The organism is Bacteroides sp. M10, from assembly GCF_014334015.1.
Lineage (GTDB): Bacteria > Bacteroidota > Bacteroidia > Bacteroidales > Bacteroidaceae > Bacteroides > Bacteroides intestinigallinarum.
In genome coordinates this window covers 2947945-2972774 of the sequence record NZ_CP060488.1, presented here as the reverse complement: position 1 = coordinate 2972774, position 24830 = coordinate 2947945, and the positions used below count along the sequence as shown (strand labels likewise).

The window sequence follows — 24830 nt, the reverse complement described above, 5'->3', positions numbered from 1 at the left end:
ACCGAGTAAAATCTAAAAGCTATTAATACCATGAAATTAAAAACATTCCTAACAGTAGGATGTTTAGGAGGTTTATTCACACTTAGCTCCTGTACAGCCCCCACTAATGTAAAAGACTATAGTGCTTACGTCAACCCTTTCATCGGTACCGGTGGACATGGACATACTTTCCCCGGAGCAGTAGTTCCCCACGGTATGATTCAGCCCAGTCCGGACACCCGGATTGATGGTTGGGATGCCTGCTCTGGTTATTATTACGCAGACTCCACCATCAATGGTTTCTCGCATACACACGTCAGCGGCACAGGTTGTTGCGACTACGGGGATGTGCTGTTGATGCCTACTGTTGGAAAACAGCAATATCTAACTACTGATCCCCAAAGCCAGACACTGGTCTATGCTTCTTCTTTCTCTCACGAGAATGAGGTAGCAGAACCAGGATATTATTCCGTTTTTCTGGATACTTATCAGGTAAAAGCTGAAATATCAGCAACTAAACGTGGTGCTATCCACCGTTATACTTTCCCCGAAAATTTGGAATCCGGTTTTATCATCGATTTGGATTACAGCCTGCAACGACAGACTAACTCAGAAATGGAAATCGAAGTAATCAGTGACACAGAAATCTGCGGACATAAGAAAACGACTTATTGGGCTTTCGACCAATATATTAATTTCTATGCCAAATTCTCTAAACCGTTCTCTTATACATTGATTACGGATTCCATTACCATGGACGACGGCAAACGGCTTCCCGTCTGCAAAGCGCTATTGCATTTCGATACGAAGAAGAACGAACAAGTGCTTGTGAAAGTAGGCGTTTCTGCTGTCGATATAGCAGGTGCACGCAAGAATGTTGAATCAGAAATTCCCGGATGGGATTTCGATAAAGTACGCAAAGATGCACGCCAAGCATGGAATCAATATCTGTCGAAAATAGATATCACCACTTCCGACAAGGAAGATAAAACGATCTTTTACACCGCTCTTTACCATACGGGAATCAGTCCGAATCTATTTAGTGATGCAGACGGACGTTATTTAGGAATGGATCTCGAAGTGCATCAGGGAGATACAGTCAATCCTGTGTATACAGTATTCTCACTGTGGGACACTTTCCGTGCATTGCACCCGTTAATGACGATTATTGCCCCCGATTTGAACAATCAATTTATCAATTCACTGATAAAGAAACACCAGGAAGGTGGAATATACCCGATGTGGGATCTAGCATCCAATTATACCGGCACTATGATTGGATATCATGCCGTTCCAGTCATCGTGGATGCCTATATGAAAGGATATCGCAACTTTGATGCTAAAGAAGCCTATAAAGCCTGTCTGCGTGCCGCCGAATATGACACCACCGGTATCAAATGCCCAGACCTGGTACTGCCTCACCTCATGCCAAAAGCGAAATATTATAAGAATGCCATTGGTTATATTCCCTGCGACCGCGAAAATGAATCCGTAGCAAAAGCCTTGGAATATGCGTATGACGACTGGTGTATTTCTATTTTCGCAGAAGCTATGAATGATTTTGAGTCCAAAGCCAAATACGAACGTTTTGCCAAAGCATACGAATTCTATTTCGACAAATCAACCCGCTTCATGCGTGGACTTGATTCCAAAGGTGAATGGCGCACCCCATTCAATCCGCGTGCATCAACTCATCGTAACGATGATTATTGTGAAGGAACAGCCTGGCAATGGACTTGGTTTGTACCTCATGATGTAGAAGGACTGGTCAACCTGATGGGTGGCGAGGATGCATTTGTTCAGAAACTCGATTCGCTGTTTACGGCTGATTCATCACTCGAAGGTGAAACAACATCGTCAGATATCAGCGGACTTATCGGTCAATATGCACATGGCAACGAACCGAGCCACCATGTGATCCATCTGTACAATTACGTAAATCGTCCATGGAGAACCCAAGAATTAGTGGATAGTGTTTATCGTAGCCAGTATGCAAACAGCGTAGACGGGCTATCCGGTAATGAGGATTGCGGTCAGATGTCTGCATGGTACATACTCAATTCTATGGGATTCTATCAGGTATGTCCCGGAAAACCGGTATATTCTATCGGGCGTCCTGCATTCGATAAAGCAGTGATCAATCTACCCGAAGGTAAGACATTCAGTATTATAGCAAAGAACAACTCTAAAAAGAATAAATACATTGAAAGCATATCACTGAACGGCAAGTCTTTGGAAACTCCATTCTTCAACCATCAGGATATTGTAAACGGTGGAACCATGGAAATCAGGATGACTGACAAGCCTAATTATAAAACACATATACCATGAAAAGACTATTACTAATAGCTTGTGTGCTTAGTTGCACAGTCTTTGCCAAAGCCAAAGACTGGACACAGTATGTCAACCCGTTAATGGGTTCACAGTCTACTTTTGAATTATCAACAGGCAACACTTACCCTGCCATAGCCCGTCCGTGGGGAATGAATTTCTGGACACCGCAAACCGGAAAGATGGGAGACGGATGGCAATATACCTACACCGCAAATAAAATTCGCGGTTTCAAGCAAACCCATCAACCCAGTCCATGGATTAATGACTACGGACAGTTCTCTATCATGCCAATAGTTGGCAAACCGGTGTTTGATGAAGAAAAGCGTGCCAGTTGGTTTGCGCATAAAGGGGAGGCTGCCACTCCTTATTATTATAAAGTATATCTCGCAGAACATGACGTAGTCACCGAAATGGCACCGACAGAACGTGCTGTTCTTTTCCGCTTTACTTTTCCTGAAAACGATCATTCTTATGTTGTTGTAGATGCCTTTGATAAAGGTTCCTACATCAAAATAACCCCTGAAGAAAACAAGATTATTGGTTATACCACATGCAACAGCGGCGGAGTTCCCGAAAACTTCAAGAATTATTTTATCATTGAATTCGACAAACCTTTCACTTATAAAGCCACAGTAGCCAATGGCAATCTGCAAGAAAACATAGCCGAACAGACTACTGATCATGCCGGAGCTATTATTGGTTTCCAGACACAGAAAGGCGAACAAGTACATGCCAGAATCGCTTCCTCTTTCATCAGTTTCGAACAGGCTGCCGCAAATATGAGAGAATTGGGTAAAGATAATATCGAGCAGGTAGCCAAGAAAGGAAAAGAAGCCTGGAATCAAGTTTTAGGCAAAATAGAAGTAGAAGGTGGCAACCTTGACCAATACCGCACATTCTATTCTTGTCTGTATCGTTCATTACTTTTCCCGCGTAAATTCTATGAACTGGATGCCAGCGGACAACGGATTCATTACAGCCCGTACAACGGTCAAGTCCTGCCGGGATATATGTACACCGATACAGGTTTTTGGGACACATTCCGTTGCCTCTTCCCATTATTGAATCTGATGTATCCTTCTGTCAACAAGGAAATGCAGGAAGGACTTATCAATACTTACAAAGAAAGCGGATTCTTCCCCGAATGGGCAAGTCCCGGACATAGAGGATGTATGGTTGGTAACAATTCTGCCTCTGTCTTAGTAGATGCCTATATGAAAGGTGTAAAAGTAAACGATATAAAAACTTTGTATGAGGGCTTGCTTCACGGCACAGAAAATATACACCCCGAAGTCTCTTCTACAGGACGCCTGGGGCACGAATACTACAACAAACTGGGCTATGTTCCTTACGATGTGAAAATCAATGAGAACGCCGCCCGGACACTGGAATATGCCTACAACGACTGGTGTATCTACAAACTGGCCAAAGAACTGAAACGTCCGAAAAAGGAAATCAACCTCTTCGCCAAACGTGCCATGAACTACAAGAATCTTTTCGACAAAGAATCTAAGCTAATGCGCGGACGTAATGCAGACGGTACATTCCAGTCTCCATTCTCTCCGTTGAAATGGGGTGACGCCTTTACGGAAGGAAATAGCTGGCACTACACCTGGTCTGTTTTCCACGATCCTCAAGGACTTATCGACCTGATGGGCGGAAAGGATGAATTTATCACTATGATGGATTCTGTCTTTGCCGTACCTCCTATTTTTGACGACAGTTATTATGGGCAAGTCATTCACGAAATCCGCGAAATGACTGTAATGAATATGGGCAACTATGCACATGGCAATCAACCGATTCAGCACATGATTTATCTATATGACTATGCAGGTCAACCCTGGAAAGCTCAATACTGGTTACGCCAAGTCATGGACAGAATGTACACTCCGGGACCTGACGGTTATTGTGGTGATGAAGACAATGGACAAACTTCTGCCTGGTATGTATTCTCAGCACTAGGTTTTTATCCTGTTTGCCCGGGAACGGATGAATATATTATAGGTGCTCCGCTATTCAAGAAAGCGACCCTTCATTTTGAGAATGGCAATAGTTTAGTGATTGATGCCCCGAACAATAGCAAAAAGAACTTCTATATCAACTCCATGAATCTCAATGGCACTGATTATACCAAGAATTATCTTCGTCACGAGGATTTATTCAAAGGTGGTACTATCAAAGTAGACATGGACAACAAACCTAATCAGAATAGAGGAACAAAAGAAGAGGATATGCCTTATTCTTTTTCTAAGGAATAAAAGTCCTTAAGACATAATAAATATTCCAGTTGATAAAAACAGCCTGAAAGCAAGAAGATACTTTCAGGCTGTTTTTATCTTCTCTTGATTACTTTTTCACTACCTTTGCTTCCACAAACAATAATTCATGAGCATGAAAGAAAAACTTGACTTTTCAGAAGTCCCTTATCAATACTCGATGTGCCTTAACCGACAATGTCCGAAAGCCGACACATGCCTTAGGCAACTCGCCGAACAAAGTGTACCGGAAAAAGTCGAACACTGGACAATTATTAGTCCCAAGCGTTTAACTACTGTAAAAGGAGATTGCCCTTATTATCGTTCCAATATCAAAGCGCGCTATGCAAAAGGATTCATTGGCATCTTGGAAAGCCTGCCCCACAAACAAATGGAAAGTGTAATCACACACTTAATAAGTTTTTTCAGTCGCAGAACCTATTATCGTGTCCGCAAAGGCGAACATACGGCTTCAATTGCACAAGGGGGCGAATGGATTACAGAACAATCGGTATCTCAACCGCAATTAGGAGATGATGGCTTGACAACAGTAACTTTGACTTATAATCTTAGTGGTGCTACAAATGCACGCGGAGGTATTGTCAGGATTACTAATACAAATAACACGATAATTAGTGATATTGCTGTAGTACAAAAGGATCCTGATGTTGAATTAGTTAATATTCCGGACCAAAACCTCAGAACACTTGTAGTAAAAAACAATTGGGCTTTTTCAATTGCAGGTTCTCAGTGCATTATTTTAGAAGCAGGGCTCAATGCTACTTCTTTGTCAAACAGTTCATATTCTAGTCAACTCACGGATCTTACGGGAATAGAAAACTTCCCGAATCTTACTTCATTAAGTTTAGGATATTGTACAAATATGAAGAAGCTTGATATTTCAGGGTTACATAAAGTAGAATCATTATCATTCAGTAACGCGAGATATTGTGAAGAATATAATTTAGGAGATAATCCAATCTACAATTTTAATGTAGTGTATTCATTTGCAGAAAGTCTCAAAATTAGTAGTAGTAAGTTGGAATCTTTAGATTTAAGTATTATTTCATGGTATGTAGATTATGACAATGTGACTTCTATTGATGTTTCAGAGTGTTCAATGTTGACGACTTTAAATGCTAATCGTAGTGATAAAGTTAAAACTCTTTATCTGAAAAAAGGTCAAGAGATTTCGAATCTAACTAAAAATGACGCAACGACTATTGTTTATAAATAAAGAGGTTACTATCTGTTGTTCAGTAGAATAAAGTAGTTTAATTCATTGCTTATCATCTTTAGACAAAATCCTCTTGCTTTACCTTATTTATATAGAATGGTGGAGCAGGAGGATTTTTCTTTTGCTTCTTAATAGATATCCTTGGTTTTAATGGTTTGTGCCACCGTAGTGGCACAATTGTGCCATCACTTTGTCACAAGCGTGCCACCTCGATGGCATAACTGTGCCAATATTATGTCACTATCATGGCGTTTAAAGCTTATTACCAATCATAGTCTTCAATATACGCATCAAACTTTGGTGGTTGTAAAACACCACAATGCTTAAGGATATTCAGTACTTGTTGTTGTTCGGCAGGAGAGAGTGTATATTCTACATTATATCTTACTTTGAATGAAATGGTACGCGCTGAAAGATCATACATCAGAACGTCTGTTTCCGGAATAATAGCTTCCGTTCGCTTTTGATTTACATTGACGTTTACTGGGTTCGTTACAAGTGGACTTGAAATAGTGATTGTAGCAGAACGTTCTTTATAAGTTACATTTTTTGCAGCTTTAAATGATAGGGTAACTTTACCACCAAAATCACTACGCTTATCAAATACCAACCATTCTTCACCACCCTCGCTATAAGTGATGACAGGTTCAGCAATATTTGTATTGAGCTGAATTTGTATAGTATTTTCTTCTTTTGAAATTGACAAATTATCATCAGAAAGTAAATCTATAATATAAGCAGGCAAAATTTCCACCTGCAAAGGTGCTACAGCAGAACCTGTAAAGAATTTGAAGGTTGCCGTACGCTTCTCGTCTAGTGTATTAGGATCGATTGTAAAAGTAACTACGTCACCATCTTTTCCTGACGTAACCGACGGATGTGCCCAATCGCATACACCCGCCAATCTCCAATCTCCCGAACTTGTCACTGTAACAGTAATGTTTCCTCCATTTTTATCAGCCTGGATCGTATTGGTAGACAATGAGATAGTAGTCTCACCCCCATTGATCGATTCATCATTATCGGAACAACTCCACAACATGGTAGCTGCCAACAATGTTATCATTATATTTTTTAGAAAGTCCATCTTTTTCTATTTTTAAGGTGAAATATAAACTTCTGTTAGAGAGCCTTACGCTCTGTGCTATTTTTGCTGTAATAGTAGCTCGGGTAAACGAGTTCTTCGTCATACAATCCTCTACATACGCTCTGGCAACGAGATACCTGCGACCAATATAATGAAGGATCAAGCGCAAAAAACATATAGTATCCATATCCAGCTTCTTTTTTAGAACGTGCCGTTGATTCACTTGAATTTCCGCTACCACGGCGCAATTCAATCGACATGCCGCCACATTGTTTCAGTGTCATACCAGTACCAGGGCTTGCAGACCTTCCATAATCAGCTACAGCGTAATCACAATATTGACCGGGATCAACGCCATCAATCACCTGAAGGCTATTTGAGTACATTGCTCCAAGATTATAGAGCGAAACAATCTTTTCAGGCATCGCCAATTTGCACTCATACATCAACCGTGAACCTGCATATTGAGATTTATTTGCAAGCCATGGATTAGATAAATCCGGTGAGTTTGAATATTCATCGTCAAAAGCAACACCATCCAGATTGTATGCACGACAATAAGCTGCTAATTCCCGAGCAAACTCTTTAGCTCCCATATCTGAAAGCTGGGCCACTCCCGCTTCATCATGGTTACCTAAGATACTGATGATAACTTTCATGCCAACCTTACGAAGTGGTTGTAGATATTTGTCATTATTATCAAGCAAAAATTGGACATTTTCGTTGTTTGACAAATAAACACGCTTCTTTTCAGGGTCCCAGTTAATGTTAGCTGCAAAAAGCACTATGTGGTCAAAGTAATACTTACCACTTTCTGTCAGAAACTCCAGTGCATTGAGCGGATTGGTATCATTAACTTCAAAGTAAAGTACCATCTGTACTGCATCTTCTCCCTTATTGGTGTTAGGCTTGTTACGGTAATCTTGCACAAGAAGTACCATGTGTTTGGATGATTCGGTAAATGTAACTCCTTCTGTTGTTGATGTAACTGTCAAAGGAATGATATATGTTTCATCTTCTTTCATCCCTTCGAATGCGGTGAGAGTTACTTTCACACTCGGAGTATTTTTATCATCCGGCGCAAGCACAAAAGTACCATTGTTGGCTATTTTGACGTTGGCTGCGGGGAAAATTTTGAAATCAGTCTCATGGACAGCATTATAAGTGGCCACATATGATTCATCAACAGCTATTTGAACATCTACTCCTTTTTGAGGAAGTTTGGATAACCGAAACACAACATTAGTACTGTGTTCATTGTCACGGAGTTCCACAACAGAACTGTTTTTATTAGTATTTTCATCCAATAGTAAACCGTTTAACTGCGTGGATGTTAGATAAGGAGATTCATCAATCCTGCTTCCTACTACAATATCATCTTCACAAGATGTAAAAATTGTCATGGCAAACATTGCCAATGGCAGAAAACTATGTTTGATATTATTTATCATATTCGAAATTTTATGAGTTTATTATTGAGGTAATGAGACGGACACCCAATTAGGCTCGTTTTCAATTGTCAAGTCATAGCCACTCGCACTGTAATCTTTTGCGACAGTTCCCGAGCCTTCGTTGAATTTCCAATAAGCGATAAGTCCTTCAGAATCAGCTTCTACTGCATAGAAGTGATTGGTAGATTGGATTTCTTCAGCAGTAAGTACCCGGTTCCAAATTCTAGCTTCAGAAACAACTCCATCAAAGTAACGATCGCTTGAGTAAGCGTAACCCACCCAAAAACAACGTGAACCATCTTCTTCATTCGTATGTTTAGCTCCTAGATTAACAGAAGTCTTGGATACAGAGTCTGAAAGTTTCTCTACTCCATTGACATATACTTTAATAGCACCTCTATTAAAGGTAACAGCTAGATGATACCATTTGTCACTTTCAAACTGGAGGTCTGTGCTTGTACAATTTCCGCCAGATGTAGCTACTTGTAATTGGTTGGATGGAACGCCAGCATCGCCAAGACGTAATAAGTAGTTACCTTCAATACCCATTAGTGTATTTAATGTATTGGGGAATGAAGTAGCTTTGAACAAAATTTCCATTGTCTGCTCTGTCAAATTATTGAACTTAGGATCATTGTTAAAGTCGGGATAAGCACGATTTCGACTAATATTACATACTACATTAATGAGCGATGCTCCACGGAATACATAATAATATGTTTTGGCACTTTGCAATATCCCAATTCCCTCCACAGATTTAATAGTTACGGGAAGCACATAAGTAGTCTTGAGGTCAAGCTCACCTGTATTGGTGAATTCAATAAACACTTCAGGACTGACTATACTACCGGACTTTATGCTTGTAGTAGTTTCAGGCATAGAATAGTGTTCTTCAGGCAGAAGTATTGCATTTTCATCATAATATGCCATTTTATAAGTTGACAAAAGTTCGGGAGCTGGCGCCATAGTTACCATGATATCATGTTCTTCAGGTTTGGCTATAGCAACGGAAATACCTGCTTCTACATTTGCATCACCAGCTTTAAAAAGTATTTCTTTAGTAAAGTTGGATGCTGAAATGAAAAGCTTGTTATCATAGTGTTGCTCGTTTTCATCATTATTCTGGCAACTGCCGAGAAATACCGAGAAACTGGCAAGGGTAGTAATTATTAGGTTGTTTAGTTTCATAAGATGTTTTTTATTTAACGGTTGGACTCAATATATTAATGGCTTCTTTTATAGTCGGATAAATGTTGGCAACATTAAAGTAGTCTTTTTCCGCTGCATCAATTGAGATTCCTGCCTTGGTATAGTCAGAAGTTTTTGAGACAGCCCATTGAGCTGCTCCTATGATGGCAGACGATCCATCCCCTAGTTCCCCATTATAACTCCCTGAATTGGTAAGATAAGGAGTAGTCACCCCCATCACAAAGCGGTCAGTGGGTACGTCCTTGGCAGATGCCATTAACACGAGATACGACATTTCATTTTGATTCTTGGCAGCATGTGCATTTATAATAATATACTTACAATCAGCAAATAACTTCTTGTCGATGACATTTTGCGGAGAACCTTTGAAAATAATTGTTTTATCCATATTTGAAGCTTTCCAATTAGATACCACATCAAAAAATGCCGCTTGACGTGCCCTTTCAGCAGCTATTTCGCTTTCCTCAACCAGTGAATTAAGGTCAAAGCCTGTATAGTTTGCTACAATTCCGTCTACTCCCAAAGCACTGCTTGCTGCAACTTGTTTAGCTGCTTCATTCTTACAGTATTCGATAAAGCGTGTTGCATTATCAACAGGTTCTTCTTCTCCCTCATCCCCGGTTTCATCGGAAACAGTTTGTACATTGGCAGCTTCCTCATCAAGATTTTTTTTCCATGTGCTTTCTATTTTATCGAAATCTACCAAGCCTAGCACTTTTGTACCTAACCGACGCACCTCTTCTATTTCAGATGCATTTACTTCGCTCACTTCCATGATATTATTCAAGCAAATGTAATCAATACTGTCAGGCATATCAGTAAGATGTTGGCTGCGTGAGGTTGGAATACTGCTTACATTGTCAATTGAAGTAATCACAACCTGATGTTCTGATGTCTTGAATTCATTAAGAGACTTTACGTATTGAGCGTAAAGTTCTGGATTCTGTTCCTCAATGGCTGGCGTATTTAGTTTAATACTTTCTACATCTGTCCAGTCAGAACAAGAAATGTGAAGCATAGAACATACCAATATTGTAGGTAAAATATATTTTAAAGTCTTTCTCATATATGTTATAATTAAGAAAACATTTCTATTTATGTAATTGTCTTTACTTAGTTCTCCAAGTACTTGGTATATAGCTTAGGATTTTGATCCTCGATAGTAGGTTCGTTTATTTTAATGTTTTCCATATCTGTCCAGTCAGAACAAGATGTTACGGCAACCAGTGTCATTGCAGAAAACAATGTTTTGAATATACTATTTCTCTTCATATTCGTTCAATTTTCTTTTAATATATAATTATTTGCAATCCCACCAAACATGAGTAGCCATTGAATCTCCTTTTTTGGTCTTAGACTCTTGAGTCAAAGTCGAAACAGCTGCTTCTACACTTTCTTTATTTTCACGGTATTCGTCAGTCGGATATGGCATACGTCGTGCACCTTCTGTGTCGTCAACAATACCACTGCTGGCATTTGCTGCCATCGGCATCAACTTAGGATAACCTGTACGTCGGTATTCAGACCATGATTCCATACCATTCGGGAAATTGGCAATCCATTTCTGAGTAATAATTTGTTCAAGGCTCTTCTCAAAATCACCACCAGCCCATGCTACTGTAACAGTAGTATTTATTGAACCGGAATAATCATAAGTCTGCCCACTTTGTCCTTTTAATGGATCCTTATAACCTTCTACTTTTCCTGTATTCGCCAAATAGCTTTCTACTCCACTACTGATGTTGTTTTCTTCAAATGACAAACGGATACCTGCTTCATAAAGGTCTTTCGGAGAGCCTCCCATATTCCACCCACGAAGAGCGCCTTCAGCACGTAAGAAAGCTACTTCTGAAGCGCGGAATACGACAATATTATCACTTGCAGTCACTTTCATACAAGAAGAACCTTGCGACCAAGAATTATATTGTCCCTGTAAAATGCCACGACGTAATCCGACATAACCTTCTTCTCCTGTATATGCGTCTCCTGATACGGAACCAAAAGTACTTTTGTCATAATAGGCTTCACGACGAGGGTCATTATAACCATTCATATAGCAAGTCAAATCAGCCGAGATTCGTGCATCAGACCATAGTACCATAAAACGTTGCCACGGATTATGATCGGCTACTTTGCGATAAGCACCGTCAGAGGCAGTAGTCATTACACCTGCTTCTACAGCTTCTTCAGCCAATTGCTGCGATGTTTTTCCGTTCACATTGAATCCTGTTACGTAACAAGTACGCATCGCCATTCTAAGCTTCAAAGAGTTGGCAAACTTGCACCATGCTAATGTATTACCATTATAAATTCTGTCTGCACTTGAACTGAAACTCTGGCTAGCATATTTACTCAATACTGAGATAACATTATCCAAATCCTCAAACATCTTAGTATAAACAGCTTGCTGAGAATCATAAGGGGATTTGATTGCGTTAGCGGCTCCCACCTGTGAATAAGGAATAGGACCATATGTATCTGTTACACGTAACATAACAACAATGCGATATAGCTCGGCCAATGATAAGAATAATTCATCATCACTCTGATTCTTCAAATTGAAATAATCTGGATAGAACTTTGAATAAAAGTCATTAAATGGAATTTTCTTCCAGTCATCCGAAGGATTATAAGTTGCATAACGACCAGACCAACCTGTTCCCAAATTAGAGTCTGCTACATATCCCGAGAATCCTCCTGCCATCAAACAGTCTACATACTGAGAAAAGTTTTCTTGTTCCGGCATCATTAAATCCTGCAAGTTAAGAGCTAGTGACCTCACTAAATACCAATCTACCCCCATATCGTTCTGATCCGGTTCATGAGGATTCTTATTATAATCTTCAAAGTTTCCCGTACATGCAGTTGTACCAAAAAGAAACAAACCAGCGACTATAAACTGTATTATTGTATTTTTCTTCATCTTTTCAGTTTTTAGAATTTAAGTTTCAAATTGAATCCTACGCTACGAAGGCTAGGCATCATAAAGTAATCAATTCCTTGATAATAATTACCTGTAGTTGCCACTGACTCCGGATCGAAAGGAGCCTTACAGTAAATCATCCATAAATTACGTCCTACTAATGAAAGAGTTATATCCATTATGTTTTTCAGTTTTTTTCTTGGAATGGTATAACTTACTGAAGCTTCTTGCAGACGCAAGTTAGTGGCGCTATACGTATAGTATTGAGGAATACCACTGTCAGCACCGACTACTGAATACCATTTTTGTGCATCAATTCTATCATTACCATTTATCACAACCCCACCATTGTCGCGGGCTGCCGCTGTTACTTCAGACACACCATAGGAATCAAGTACGGCTTGGGTTGCAGAATATACAACACCTCCCAAACGGGCTGTTAACAAGAAGCCAAGCCCCCAGTTGCCATATTGGAAATCATTACGCCATGCCATATTAGCTTTTGGGAAGACAGAACCTAGATAAATGTCATCAACCTTATCGTTTACTGTCACATTTCCATCTTCATTTACATAAATCTTATTATTCGAATCGCGGAGTAAGTCGGACTGTGAATAAAGATCACCCAAAGAACCACCTACTTTTAAAATAAACCGGGCCTTTGATAAACCACCTACATCCATTCGGTCTTTTGTAATCTCTTCACCTGTCACAGGATTTATATACCCGTCAATCAAGCTTAATATTTTGTTTTTATTGGCGCTGAATGTGTAATTCGAACTCCATGTAAATTTATTCCATGTATTTTTGTAACCCAAAGAGAGTTCTACACCACGGTTGCGTACATTACCAGTCTGTGCATAAAAAGTGCTGTATCCTCCTGTTGGAGAAAGTTTGGCATCCATAGTCTGGTTATAAGTCTTGGTATTGTAGAATGAAACATCCAAATTGAAATTTTTCAGAAAGCGTGCAGTAAGACCAACTTCCCAAGAATCTGTTCTTTCCGGTTTCAAATCATATAATGGATATGCAGATTGAGAAGAATATGCTCCGGTAGAAGTATTCCAAGAGAAAGTCGGATATGCTAAGAAACGCCCGAAGGGTAGACCAACAGATGCCCATGAAGCACGTAATTTCAAGTAAGAAATACTTTCAGGTAACTTAAACAACTCTGACAGAACAATAGAAGTACCTACTGACGGGTAGAAAAAAGATGCTTGTTTTGAGTTCGGGCCCGCCAGTTGGCTCGGCCAATCATTACGTCCGGTAAGAGTTAAATAATAGGTACTCTTATAGCCAACTTCCGCTGATGCAAATATAGATTGAGTCTGTTCACGATAACCGGTTTCCTCACGTTTACCTGTATCCTTATCCAATTGGGCAACAGTGAAAAAGTTAGGAAGACCGTTTGCGGCAATCGGTCCACTGACACCAAGAGCTTCAGAACGATTATCGGAATAGGAAGCACCAATATTGGCAGTCAGGCTCCAATCCTCTCCAAATGTCTTGTTAATATTCAGCAACAAATCCGCGTATGTTTGTTTGTCACGCGTATTTGTTACTCCATAAAAACCATTTTTACCTTCAGCTATGGTTTCAATAGTAGAAGCATAGTATTTTTGTGTATATGTGTTATAGGAATTATCCAAACGTACACGCCCGGCTACATTCAACCAACTTAAGATATCATAACTCAAAGCTGCACTCAACATATAACGGTCTTTGTCATTTTCGCGCAAGTTACGGTAGTTGATCCAGTAAGGATTTTGTAAACGAAAAGAACCACCACCTTGCGGCCAGTATTGAGTATACATGTTACGTTCTAAATCATAACGTTCATACATCTTATAATCTTCCCAGTCGTTACCACGTGGAAATAAATAAGCAGAAGCCAATGGATTGGCATAGATACCTTGGTTTACCATATTACGGTCTTTCTGCATAATATATTGAGCCCCCACATCCAACTTCATTTTATCATCTAGGAAAAGAGTTGTATTACGGAATGTAAAGTTATAGCGTTCATACTTATTATTGGGAATAATTCCACGTGAATTAACCGCAGCAGCAGACAAATAAGTCTGATTGTGTTCAGTTCCGGTAGAAAGTGTTACAGACTCTGTTCCGATAAGTCCTGTTTGGAAATAATCACTTGCAGGATCGTATCCATAGTAATTGGCATCGTTCAGTCTCTTTCCCCAACTGGCATCTGTGCCGGATGTGCCATAACGATTTTGGAATTCCGGCATAACAAACTGGGATAACATTTCTGTATTACTGGATACTGTCAGAGATACACGTCCAACTTTTCCTTTCTTTGTAGTAATTACAATAGCACCATTGGCAGCATTGCTACCATACAATGCGGCAGCAGCAGCTCCGGACAAGACCGACATTGATTCAATATCTTCCGGATTAATATCTGCTATAGCTTCTGTGGAACCTTGTGATTGAAATTCTTCAGAACCACCTGAAGCACTTAAATTATACATTGGAATACCGTCAATTACATAAAGTGCATTGGAAGATTGTTCAATACCTCTTGATCCACGCATAACAACCTTACTTGCACCACCAATACCGGAAGAAGAAGAGTTGATGTTCAAACCTGCGACCTTTCCATTTAGAGAGTTGATAAAGTTTGCATCTTTTACAGCCAAAGCCGATTCGGCATCTACTTGTGTTACATTGTAACTCAAAGCTTTCTCTGAACGTTTGATACCTAGTGCTGTAACTACAACCTCATCAATCACTTGTGTATCGTCCATCAACGTAATATTGATAGAGGTCTGCCCTTTTAAAGGCACCTCCTGTGTCTTATAGCCAATATAAGAATAAACAATAATAGGATTATTACTTTTTGTGATTATTTTATAATTACCATCTAAATCCGTAATAGCTCCATCTGTTGTTCCCTTTACTAAGATACTAACACCAATTAGAGGTTCACCCTTAGAATCCAATACTTGTCCGGTTATAGTACGTTCTTTTCCACTTTGCTGTTGTACTGGATTAGAATCCCCCTTTTCAGATAAATAAATAATATTCTCTTCTATTTTATAAGAGACTGCTTTATCTTTAAGGAGTGTACTTAATACTTGCTCCAAAGAAGCGTCCTTCACTTTAAGAGGCTCAACCGTAATGGTTGAAAGTTTGTCATTATAAAAAAACTGATACTTTGATTGTGATTGAATTTGCTTGATTACAGTGCCTAAAGTTGTACGGGGAGTTGATAAGGTCAACTGCGCCATAGCCCATTGTACAGGAACTGCCAAAAACAAAAAGACTAATAAAGCCCGAAATAACTTCGAGTTTCGAAGCGAATGTTTGCTTTCCATACATTTTATTTAATGGTTATACATTTTATTAAACTCTCAAGAATGGTGTCGACTTCCCCTCCTCTGTTAATAAAACAATGCTAAAATAATAAACACTTAGTCCGATTTATCTTTTTTTTAAAAAAAATCTTTTCCAAGAGAAAATAATTTGCGGGGTATGCGTGCCAATGCTTACGGTTCACACATGATTTTTACTATGGCCTCCAACTGAAGCAATTTTGAAACAGTGCAATTACCGACTATGCAAAGAATAGCTCGCTCTTTCTAGGATGAAGAACTAGTATTCGACAGTATCAAATCTCTCAAAGACTGAAAATAATAAACTTATTAAAATGAAACTGAAGATATGAAAACGATAAATAAGTTATTAATGGTTATGCCTATCCTTCTCCTTGCAGGGTTGATGTAATGATGACAAACAGGAGGGAATTACAACAGAACCAATTTCTAAATTAGAAATAAAACAGGAAAATATAAAAGTAAAGATTGGTAGCGAGAATAAGGCGACTATCAGTATTACACAAGGAGGTGGTGAGTACAACGTATCTTCACTAAATCTGTATATTGCCCAAACTACAATAGAAAACAGTGGAACCCAAATAGAAGGTTTTCAAAATGTTGGAACAATAATTATAATATGAAACAAAGACGGAAGATTCCGTAAACTGTCTGTTAGTGTTTTTATGCTACCGACATATTGGAACTAGACAAAGAAAGCATCGAATTTATTACCAGACTTGAATATTCGAACGAAGCAACAATCAATGTTACAAATGGAAATGGAGAATTATTCTATAACATCTAATAATAAAGTTGCAATATCTCAATATAAAAAGTAAGTTTGTAATAAGAAGGTCTATAAATAAATCCTCCATGATGTGTATATGAAAAATGAAGGACTTTTAAAAAAGTTTTGAGATAAAAACATCTTAATCACTCCACCTGTTCTTTCGGATAATTCACCAAATACAATGTTTTTGTCGCACGAGTAAACGCTGTATACAACCATCGGAAATAATCCGGAGTCAAATACTCATCCGTCATATACCCCTGATCTAAAAACACATTCTGCCACTGCCCGCCTTGCGCTTTATGACAAGTTATTGCGTATGCATATTTCACTTGCAATGCATTATAATGCGGATCGGCTTTCATCTTTTTCATCCGATCTCTTTTAATTGGAATATCTATATAGTCCTCAAGTACTGTATAAAATAATCGGTCATTATCTTCTTTTGGCAATGCAGGTGAATCTGAATGTAGAGTATCTAATAATAGATTTGCATCTAATTCAAAATCATTCTGGTCAGGAAAACGGAGAGTGACTTCCGCAAAACGAAAGCCATATATGTCACGAGTTCGACGAACACGCCGGACAACTGCAATTTCGCCATTCGCTATAAAATCCATCTCCTTATATTTCTCTGTCCAATAGTAATTATTTTTGGCTATCATCAACATATCTCCTGTATTCAATTCATCTTCACGCCAAAGAATTTGAGCACGTATTCCATTGTTATATAGGTTTGCACGTTTATTGGAACGACAGACAACAATCGTCTCATCCATACCATCATGATCGTAACAATTAGTCAGTTCCTCTATCAGTTCAGTTCCCGGTACCAGTTTAATATCAGGAAAGCCTGCTATTTTTATCTTAGGCAAAGAATAACAATCATCCTCTGCTATCAATTGCCTCAACTGTGTGGCATTCCATAATATTCCGGATTCCTGCACCTGACGGACTACTTGAGTAAGATCAATCTCACGTACTTCAAGTCCATATCCCTTCAATGCATCGGAAAAAAGTGCCGGGCTTAACTCCTCTCCTACTGGAGGAAGCTGCGCGGTATCACCCATTAACAAGAGACGACACCCCTGTCCCGAATAAACAAATTGTACCAAATCGTCCAATAGACGACCTGTTCCAAACACACTCCCCGACAGTCCTTCGTTTGAAATCATGGAAGCCTCATCAACGATGAATAAAGTGTTTGTAGCCAGATTGTCATTAATTGAAAAATTACTAAGCTCATTCGAAAAAGACTGTTGCCTATATATTTTTTTATGAATAGTGAAAGCCGGATGTCCTGCATACACTGAAAAAACCTTTGCCGCACGTCCTGTAGGAGCCAACAATACAGATTTCTGCTGCAACTGATCCATGGTTTTCACCAATGCCCCTACCAATGACGTTTTACCGGTACCGGCATAACCTCTTAAGATAAAGACTTCATCCGCCAGTGTGGACAGCAGAAACTCTGAAAGAGATTTTACAGCAATTTCCTGCTCTAAAGTTGGCTGATAAGGAAAATTTTCCTTAATTTGCCTTTCTAAATAGTTATTTATCATTTTTGTACGAGAAAAAAGTTCGAGGAACTATCGTATTTAAATTTATTTATTCTATTTTTGCGATGCGAATATAACAACTAAAAACATAATTTATCATGAAAACAGTATTTAATATTGTATTGGTGCTTTGTGCTGCTGCACTGATTTACATCTGCTACACCAGCATTATGGGTCCTATCAATTTTGAAAACGCTAAAAAAGACAGAGAAAAAGCAGTCATTGCCCGTTTGATCGACATCCGTAAGGCACAGCAGGAATACCGTACGCTGCACCGCGGAATGTATACAGACAAATTTGACACATTGATCGACTTCGTTAAAAATCAAAAATTGCCGTTCGTTATGAAGATGGGAATGTTGACCGACAAACAATTGGAAGACGGACTGACTGAAAAGAAAGCTATGGCTATCATCGAAAAAGCAAAGAAGACAGGCAAATATGATGAAGTTAAGAAATGGGGACTTGAAAACTTCAAACGTGACACTATGTGGGTAGCTGTTATGGATACTATTTTCCCGAAAGGATTCAACCCGGATTCTATGAGATACATCCCTTACGGAGGCGGTGCTCAATTCGAAATGAATGTAAGAAACGATACTGCTAAATCCGGTGCTCCTGTATACTTATTCGAAGTAAAGGCTCCGTATGAAACTTATTTGGACGGACTTGACAAGCAAGAAATTATTAATTTAAAAGATGTTCAGAGCAAATTGGGTAGATACTGCGGTTTGATGGTAGGTTCTATCGATACTCCGAACAATGGTGCTGGTAACTGGGAATAATGATTGATTTTACTAAATCAAAACAATATACTTTATCCATCCGTCTTAGTACGGATGGATTTTCTTTTTCTATCTATAACCCGATTCATGACGATTCGCTTTCAATCATAGAGAAAGAGATAGATGCATCTCTATCCCTAACAGCAAATCTAAAGGCAGTCTTCCACGAATCAGACTTCCTCAATCATCCTTACAAACGGGTAAACATTATGATGGCAAGCAAACGTTTTACAATCGTGCCATTAGACTTGTTTGAAGAGGAACAGGCGGAACTTCTATTTTATCACAATCATCAGAAAAGAGAAAACGAAACGGTACTCTACAATATTCTAAGAAAGAATAATGTAGCTGTCATTTTCTGTATAGACAAAAGTGCACAGATCTTTTTGAATGAACAATATCCCGAAGCTCGCTTTTATTCTCAATCTACTCCGTTTATCGATTATTTTTCTGTAAAAAGCAGATTAGGAAACAGTAAGAAGATGTATGCTTCTGTACGCAAAGACGGTATTGATATCTATTGCTTTGAACGAGGTCATCTACTTCTGGCCAATTCTTTTGAATGCACGCATACAGAAGACCGTATTTACTATTTATTGTACGCTTGGAAGCAACTGGAATTTGATCAGGAACGAGATGAGCTACATCTAACAGGAACACTTTCCGAGAAAGAAATTTTAATGAGCGAACTGAAAAAGTTTATCTTACAGGTATTCATCATGAATCCTGCAACTAATATTGACATGCAAGCCTTATTAACATGCGAGTAATCAGCGGTATTTACAAACGAAGAAGATTCGACGTGCCCCGAACATTTAAAGCACGTCCTACAACAGATTTCGCCAAAGAAAATCTGTTCAATGTACTCAATAACTACATCGATTTTGAAGAAGGAGTCACGGCTCTTGACTTGTTTGCCGGAACCGGAAGTATTAGTATCGAACTGGTATCCCGCGGATGTGATCGGGTTATTAGCGTTGAGAAAGAGCCTGCGCATCACTCGTTCATCTGCAAAATCATGAAAGAGGTGCAAACAGATAAGTGTCTACCAATACGCGGAGATGTATTTAAATTTATCAAGAATGGCCGCGAACAGTTCGACTTCATCTTTGCCGATCCTCCTTATGCATTAAAAGAATTGGAAACAATACCCGAATTAATCTTCCAGAACAATCTTCTCAAAGAGGGAGGATTATTGGTACTGGAGCACGGAAAAGATAATAACTTCGAGGAAAATCCACATTTCATAGAGAGAAGAGTGTATGGAAGTGTAAACTTCTCACTGTTCAGATAAGTTCTCCAATCAATCTCATCACTATTAAAGTAGCGGAGCCAATAAACGCACGATAGACTCCGCAGCTTTTTGTCTCCACGAACGTCTAACCCAATTCTTTAAAAAGATTTGTGTACTTTCTCGCTGGTCCTGAAGAAATATTTCTTTCATTTCAAGAGCTGTTTCTACGTCATACATAAAAGCATTCACTTCAAAGTTATGCTCAAAGCTACGAAAGTCGACATTGGTAGATCCTACTGTGGAAAGCATATCATCTGAAACCATAAGTTTAGAATGCAGAAAGCCCTTTTTATAAAAATAAACTTTAACACCTGCCTGCATCACATCGGCCAAATAAGAACGTGATCCAAGATGAGTAATCCAATTATCAGCACGTTCCGGCAGCATTAAGCGCACATCTACCCCAGACAATGCAGCTGTTTGCATAGCAGCTAATATTTGCTCTGTAGGCAAGAAATAAGGGGTTTGCATATAGAAATATTTCTTTGCACTGGTAATGGCAACCGTCAAGCCCTGCATGATTTCTTTCCATGGTCCGATAGGTTCACTCGTGACAATTTGCGCTAAAGAGTTTCCACAAGAATCAATCTTTGGAAAATAACGGGAAGCAGTTATCAGGGTGCGGTCTACAAAATACCAATCGAGCAGGAAAGCCGTTTGCAAACCGTGCACAGCCTTACCTTCCAGCATGATATGCGTATCACGCCAAATTCCCCAGGAGAAACCACGCATATAGCGTTCTGCCAGATTCATTCCCCCAACGAACCCCACACGCCCGTCAATGACAACAATCTTTCTATGGTTCCGGTAATTCACTCTACTGGTAAATAAGGGAAAACGTACCTTTAAAAAGCTTCTGACCTCAATGCCGGCATTACGCATTTCTTCGAAAAAGCGGTTAGGCACATGCCAGCAACCTACATCATCATAGATCACCCGCACTTCAACTCCTTGAGAAGCCTTTTCGATCAGTACGTCTCTGACCAGACGCCCAATAGCATCATCCTCAAAGATATAATATTCCATGTGGATATGCTGCTTCGCTTTTTGTAGCTCACGCAATAATGATTGGAGTTTGGTATATCCTTCCGTATAGATTGCCACACGATTTCCCTCAAATGGAAATGCCTGATTCGTTTGCTGGAAAAGCTGAATAAGACGGGAATATTCATAGGGAACATCTGAACAATCCTGCGCCAGATATTCGGCCATTGGTTTCTTTAATAGGCGGTCATAGCTTTTTTGTCCGATAATGCGCTCACGACGCTGGCTCCGACCAAAGAAAAAATAAAAGACGAGCCCGACAATAGGTAAGAAAAGTAATATGAGTATCCATGCCATAGTTTTAACCGGATTCCGGTTGTCAAGAATGATTATGACAATCGTACCGATAATGGCTCCAAAATAAAGAATATCAAAAGCTACTGTTGCTATCTGGCTAAGCACATAGTTCCAATCAATCATAGGAATCTCCTTTCATACAGATACTGAACAACAAATATAGAGTAAATTATCGGATTAACAAAGAAGTCCCGGTGACAACATTGAATGTTGTGCCGGGACTTTATTTTCCATTTAAATCTGTTATCTTGATTTAGAAGTGTGGTCTGCCGCCACCATAGCCTCCACCACGCGGACCACGTGGGCCACCACCATCAAAACCACCATGACGCATATTGCCACGAGCTTCTTTATTTCCAAAAATATTCAGGCGATAAGAGAAGCGAAGCATACAATAACTGTTAATTCCATTATACTCGGAAACAGAGCGCATATCGGCAGTCAACGAACGGCTGATATTGGATTGCTGCCGCAAAATATCATATACTTCAAAACTGATGGTTGCAGCATTGCCTTTCAGGAAGTTCTGGGCAATCTGCGCATTCCAGATAAGTTCATTCTTATTCATACTGGCATCACGATAACCACGGCGTGCGTTATTAGTTATATTGGTTGACAACGTCATACTCCAAGGTAAAGAGATATTAGTGCTTGCACCATAACCAAATGTATAAGGTTCCTGGTTATTTTCCGGACGCAGTTTGTTTCGTTCAAAGTTATAGTTGATTGAACCATTCAAGGTAAATTCAAACCAGTCGTTACGGAAAGTTCCATTTAGATTCTCTCCTAAAGTCAATGTTGTACTGGTGTTCTTGTCATTTATCTTGGTATCGTCATTGAAAAGGTAAGAAACCGCATTGGTATAGTTGGCGCGAGAGAAAGAGTTTATAGTGAAACGCTTATCTTTCAATGCCGTATTGAATCCAAACATCCCCATCGCATTCCAGTTTCCGTTGATATTCTCCGGTTTAACTGTTACTCCACCAGTACTCTGATTGTAAGTAGTGGCATTAGTAATGTTGTTTTGAGTCATATTCAAGTTTGCATGAGCCATTATGCCACGCTGTTTATCTGCATTATAGGTATTGTAGAATAAACGCATAGAATGAGAGAAAGAAGGCTTCAATCCCGGATTACCCTTACGAATGTTCAACGGATTAGAATCATCGGTTACATCCAGCAAATTTTCCATACTCGGCTGACTTGCACGTCCCCGATAAGTAAAACGTAACTGGCTGACTTTAGAGAACCTGTAACGAAAATCAACATTAGGAGCAAAATTGAACACATTTCTTTTTACTACAGTATCTACTTCAGCTTTCTTATAATCTAATCTAGTATTCTGCGGTTGCAGAGACACTCCAAAGTTCAATCGATATTTCTCGCGGATAATATTCAACCCTGCATTAATATCATGGTTATAGTATTTATATTGAGCATATTTACTCAAATCTCTATCCTTATTCTCTTCATACCCTTCAGGTAGACCATCACCAAAATTCCAGAACCAATCCTGTCCTTTATCTGCATCAGGAATCAAACTGTATGTACTTCTATCGCTTTCACTATATTTATATTGAAATTTATAGCGGAACTGTAAGAAAGTGGCTCTCGCAATCGGTTCGCTATAAGTCAGTTCGGCAGTATAATCATAACTCTTGGTTGGAGAAGTAGTATACTGTTTACGTTCATCATCCGCTTTATTTGCTGCCTCATCAAAATAACGCGTTAATGATTCACTAAACTGTTCACTGTCATTATCTCCATAACTAAATGTACCACGGAAGGTAATGTTTCGTCCCTGATTATTCAATCTCCGGTTCACCTGCAAAGAACCATTTGCAGAGAGAGACTGACCTTCAGATTTGGACTCACTATTACTGGCATTGACACGAATAGCTTCCAATGGATCATCTGCGCTTCCCCACAGAACCTTGTTCAGAAAATCATTAGGATTGGATACCAAATTAAATGGATCTCCATTAAAAGTACCCGATTCGGAAATGGAATAGCTATTAGATTTTCCATAAGAAACGTTCGGACGGAAAATAATATTGGTCAATGTATCCGGTTTCCATTCCAAGCGGAAGTCTGCATTGAAGTTTGTATTCTTATTACGGCCTTTACTGTTTGAGTTGGAGTACGAATTTCCATTTTGCAGGAAACGTTCCGAATAGTTTGTAGATATTGCATCCCGATCACTGAAATTATAACGGGCACTACCTCCTAGTTCCAGTTTATCAGTTTGAGTAGCAAAGTTGGCTCCAAGCATCTTGGTAGCAGTCAAACCATTGCTATTCCGGAAACGAGGGCCACCACCTCCACCAGAGAATCCCTGATCGTTCACATTATTGGCCGAACCGATTAAAGAAAATTGGCTATTATCGACAAAACGGTTCAACATCAAGTTACTTCCGTAACGGTCTTCTGTACCACCGGCAACACTTGCGTTACCAAACCAGCCTTGATTCATTCCTTTCTTCACTTTCAGGTCGAGAACAGTTTCTTCTTCCCCATCATCTATTCCGGTGACACGTGCCAAGTCTGATTTTTTATCGTATGTTTTCAGTTTATCGATCATGTTGACCGGCAAGTTCTTCAATCCGGTTTTCACATCACCCCCAAAGAACTCTTTACCATCTACCATAATCTTCTTTACTTCTTTACCATTGATTTTGACATTACCGTCATCATCAATCTCTGCTCCCGGAAGTTTCTTTACCAACTCTTCGAGCATCGCTCCTTCCGGAGTACGATAAGCAGCCGAATTATATTCCAGAGTATCTTCTTTTACGGTCACCTGCGGAGCTTCGGCAGTAATCACTGCTTCTTTCAGCATAACAGCATCCGGGTCTAATGCAATGGTTCCCATCTTTTTATCGGTGGCATTAGCAGATAATTGTACTGGTACGAGTTTGGTACGAAACCCGATATAGGAAACTTTCAACACATATTTCCCGGCTTTTACTTTGGGGAGAGTGAACCATCCCTGGTTACTACTGGCTATACCAGCGGCATAAGCGCTATCGGGCAATGATAATAATTGAACTGTAGCCTGCGCTGCAGGCTCTTTTGTGTCGGCTTCCACCACACGTCCCGAAACGGTAATTACCTTATTCTGTGCAAAAATTGAGAAGGTGCATAACAACATCAACACCAACCCTGCTGAAAATCTTTTCATTTACCTTATTTACGATTATATTAGTAGCAATAACAATGTCTTTTTGACAAATCGAATCGCAAAA

Annotated in this window: 15 protein-coding genes and 1 pseudogene; 6 read left to right on the top strand and 10 right to left on the bottom strand. The window is 39.4% G+C overall.

Annotation, left to right across the window (positions count from 1 at the left end; all coding sequences use genetic code 11):
- The first annotated feature begins 30 nt into the window (after positions 1-30).
- The 3 genes and pseudogenes from H8796_RS10525 to H8796_RS10515 all read left to right on the top strand — a co-directional run.
- Positions 31-2310 carry a GH92 family glycosyl hydrolase gene (locus tag H8796_RS10525; protein WP_117937729.1) on the top strand — a complete coding sequence of 760 codons (2280 nt, stop codon included), beginning with the start codon at positions 31-33 and terminating at the stop codon, positions 2308-2310.
- Positions 2307-4574, top strand: coding sequence for a GH92 family glycosyl hydrolase (locus H8796_RS10520; protein ID WP_117937731.1), 2268 nt, complete (start codon positions 2307-2309; stop codon positions 4572-4574). The genes H8796_RS10525 and H8796_RS10520 overlap by 4 nt, the downstream gene beginning before the upstream one ends.
- A 133-nt stretch (positions 4575-4707) precedes the next feature.
- Positions 4708-5034, top strand: a pseudogene (locus H8796_RS10515) (DUF6078 family protein); the annotation flags it as partial.
- Between the two features lie 1036 nt (positions 5035-6070).
- On the opposite strand, the gene H8796_RS10510 reads toward H8796_RS10515, so the two are convergent.
- From H8796_RS10510 to H8796_RS10475, 8 genes are all read right to left on the bottom strand, one after another.
- Positions 6071-6895 carry a DUF6078 family protein gene (locus tag H8796_RS10510; RefSeq protein ID WP_117937733.1) on the bottom strand — a complete coding sequence of 275 codons (825 nt, stop codon included), beginning with the start codon at positions 6893-6895 and terminating at the stop codon, positions 6071-6073.
- Between the two features lie 35 nt (positions 6896-6930).
- Complete coding sequence (locus H8796_RS10505; RefSeq protein ID WP_117937735.1) at positions 6931-8346, bottom strand: BT_3987 domain-containing protein; 1416 nt, start codon at positions 8344-8346, stop codon at positions 6931-6933.
- Between the two features lie 21 nt (positions 8347-8367).
- Complete coding sequence (locus H8796_RS10500) at positions 8368-9534, bottom strand: DUF1735 and LamG domain-containing protein (RefSeq protein ID WP_117937737.1); 1167 nt, start codon at positions 9532-9534, stop codon at positions 8368-8370.
- A gap of 10 nt (positions 9535-9544) precedes the next feature.
- Positions 9545-10621: a glycoside hydrolase family 18 gene (locus H8796_RS10495; RefSeq protein ID WP_117937739.1), complete on the bottom strand. Its 1077-nt coding sequence runs from the start codon at positions 10619-10621 to the stop codon at positions 9545-9547.
- A 47-nt stretch (positions 10622-10668) separates the two neighbouring features.
- A complete protein-coding gene (locus H8796_RS10490) occupies positions 10669-10827 on the bottom strand; it encodes a hypothetical protein (protein ID WP_117934424.1) in 159 nt (52 codons plus the stop codon).
- A 28-nt stretch (positions 10828-10855) separates the two neighbouring features.
- Entirely contained in the window at positions 10856-12478 is a 1623-nt protein-coding gene (locus tag H8796_RS10485; protein ID WP_117934426.1) for a SusD/RagB family nutrient-binding outer membrane lipoprotein, read from the bottom strand.
- A gap of 11 nt (positions 12479-12489) precedes the next feature.
- Positions 12490-15816: a TonB-dependent receptor gene (locus H8796_RS10480; protein ID WP_117934428.1), complete on the bottom strand. Its 3327-nt coding sequence runs from the start codon at positions 15814-15816 to the stop codon at positions 12490-12492.
- Between the two features lie 933 nt (positions 15817-16749).
- On the bottom strand, positions 16750-18168 hold the full coding sequence (locus H8796_RS10475) for an ATP-dependent RecD-like DNA helicase (protein WP_117934430.1): 1419 nt from the start codon (positions 18166-18168) through the stop codon (positions 16750-16752).
- Between the two features lie 95 nt (positions 18169-18263).
- Between H8796_RS10475 and H8796_RS10470 the strand changes: the two genes are divergently transcribed.
- From H8796_RS10470 to H8796_RS10460, 3 genes are read left to right on the top strand one after another with little or no spacing between them, the layout of a single operon-like run.
- Positions 18264-18950, top strand: coding sequence for a hypothetical protein (locus H8796_RS10470; protein ID WP_117934432.1), 687 nt, complete (start codon positions 18264-18266; stop codon positions 18948-18950).
- A complete protein-coding gene (locus tag H8796_RS10465) occupies positions 18950-19720 on the top strand; it encodes a DUF3822 family protein (RefSeq protein WP_117934434.1) in 771 nt (256 codons plus the stop codon). The genes H8796_RS10470 and H8796_RS10465 overlap by 1 nt, the downstream gene beginning before the upstream one ends.
- Positions 19711-20244, top strand: a complete 534-nt coding sequence (locus H8796_RS10460) for an RsmD family RNA methyltransferase (RefSeq protein WP_117934436.1) — start codon at positions 19711-19713, stop codon at positions 20242-20244. The genes H8796_RS10465 and H8796_RS10460 overlap by 10 nt, the downstream gene beginning before the upstream one ends.
- Positions 20245-20268: 24 nt before the next feature.
- Here H8796_RS10460 and cls read toward each other — a convergent pair whose 3' ends face one another.
- Positions 20269-21708, bottom strand: coding sequence for a cardiolipin synthase (gene cls, locus H8796_RS10455; RefSeq protein ID WP_117934437.1), 1440 nt, complete (start codon positions 21706-21708; stop codon positions 20269-20271).
- A 130-nt stretch (positions 21709-21838) separates the two neighbouring features.
- A complete protein-coding gene (locus tag H8796_RS10450) occupies positions 21839-24766 on the bottom strand; it encodes a TonB-dependent receptor (RefSeq protein ID WP_117934439.1) in 2928 nt (975 codons plus the stop codon).
- Positions 24767-24830: the final 64 nt, after the last annotated feature.

Excerpts from the sequence above, each read along its gene's own strand:
- cls (WP_117934437.1), bottom strand. The coding sequence starts at position 21,708 with ATGATTGATTGGAACTATGTGCTTAGCCAGATAGCAACAGTAGCTTTT.
- H8796_RS10520 (WP_117937731.1), top strand. The coding sequence starts at position 2,307 with ATGAAAAGACTATTACTAATAGCTTGTGTGCTTAGTTGCACAGTCTTT.
- H8796_RS10470 (WP_117934432.1), top strand. The coding sequence starts at position 18,264 with ATGAAAACAGTATTTAATATTGTATTGGTGCTTTGTGCTGCTGCACTG.
- H8796_RS10450 (WP_117934439.1), bottom strand. The coding sequence starts at position 24,766 with ATGAAAAGATTTTCAGCAGGGTTGGTGTTGATGTTGTTATGCACCTTC.
- H8796_RS10505 (WP_117937735.1), bottom strand. The coding sequence starts at position 8,346 with ATGATAAATAATATCAAACATAGTTTTCTGCCATTGGCAATGTTTGCC.
- H8796_RS10500 (WP_117937737.1), bottom strand. The coding sequence starts at position 9,534 with ATGAAACTAAACAACCTAATAATTACTACCCTTGCCAGTTTCTCGGTA.
- H8796_RS10485 (WP_117934426.1), bottom strand. The coding sequence starts at position 12,478 with ATGAAGAAAAATACAATAATACAGTTTATAGTCGCTGGTTTGTTTCTT.
- H8796_RS10480 (WP_117934428.1), bottom strand. The coding sequence starts at position 15,816 with ATGGAAAGCAAACATTCGCTTCGAAACTCGAAGTTATTTCGGGCTTTA.
- H8796_RS10490 (WP_117934424.1), bottom strand. The coding sequence starts at position 10,827 with ATGAAGAGAAATAGTATATTCAAAACATTGTTTTCTGCAATGACACTG.
- H8796_RS10475 (WP_117934430.1), bottom strand. The coding sequence starts at position 18,168 with ATGATAAATAACTATTTAGAAAGGCAAATTAAGGAAAATTTTCCTTAT.
- H8796_RS10460 (WP_117934436.1), top strand. The coding sequence starts at position 19,711 with ATGCGAGTAATCAGCGGTATTTACAAACGAAGAAGATTCGACGTGCCC.
- H8796_RS10525 (WP_117937729.1), top strand. The coding sequence starts at position 31 with ATGAAATTAAAAACATTCCTAACAGTAGGATGTTTAGGAGGTTTATTC.
- H8796_RS10495 (WP_117937739.1), bottom strand. The coding sequence starts at position 10,621 with ATGAGAAAGACTTTAAAATATATTTTACCTACAATATTGGTATGTTCT.
- H8796_RS10465 (WP_117934434.1), top strand. The coding sequence starts at position 18,950 with ATGATTGATTTTACTAAATCAAAACAATATACTTTATCCATCCGTCTT.
- H8796_RS10510 (WP_117937733.1), bottom strand. The coding sequence starts at position 6,895 with ATGGACTTTCTAAAAAATATAATGATAACATTGTTGGCAGCTACCATG.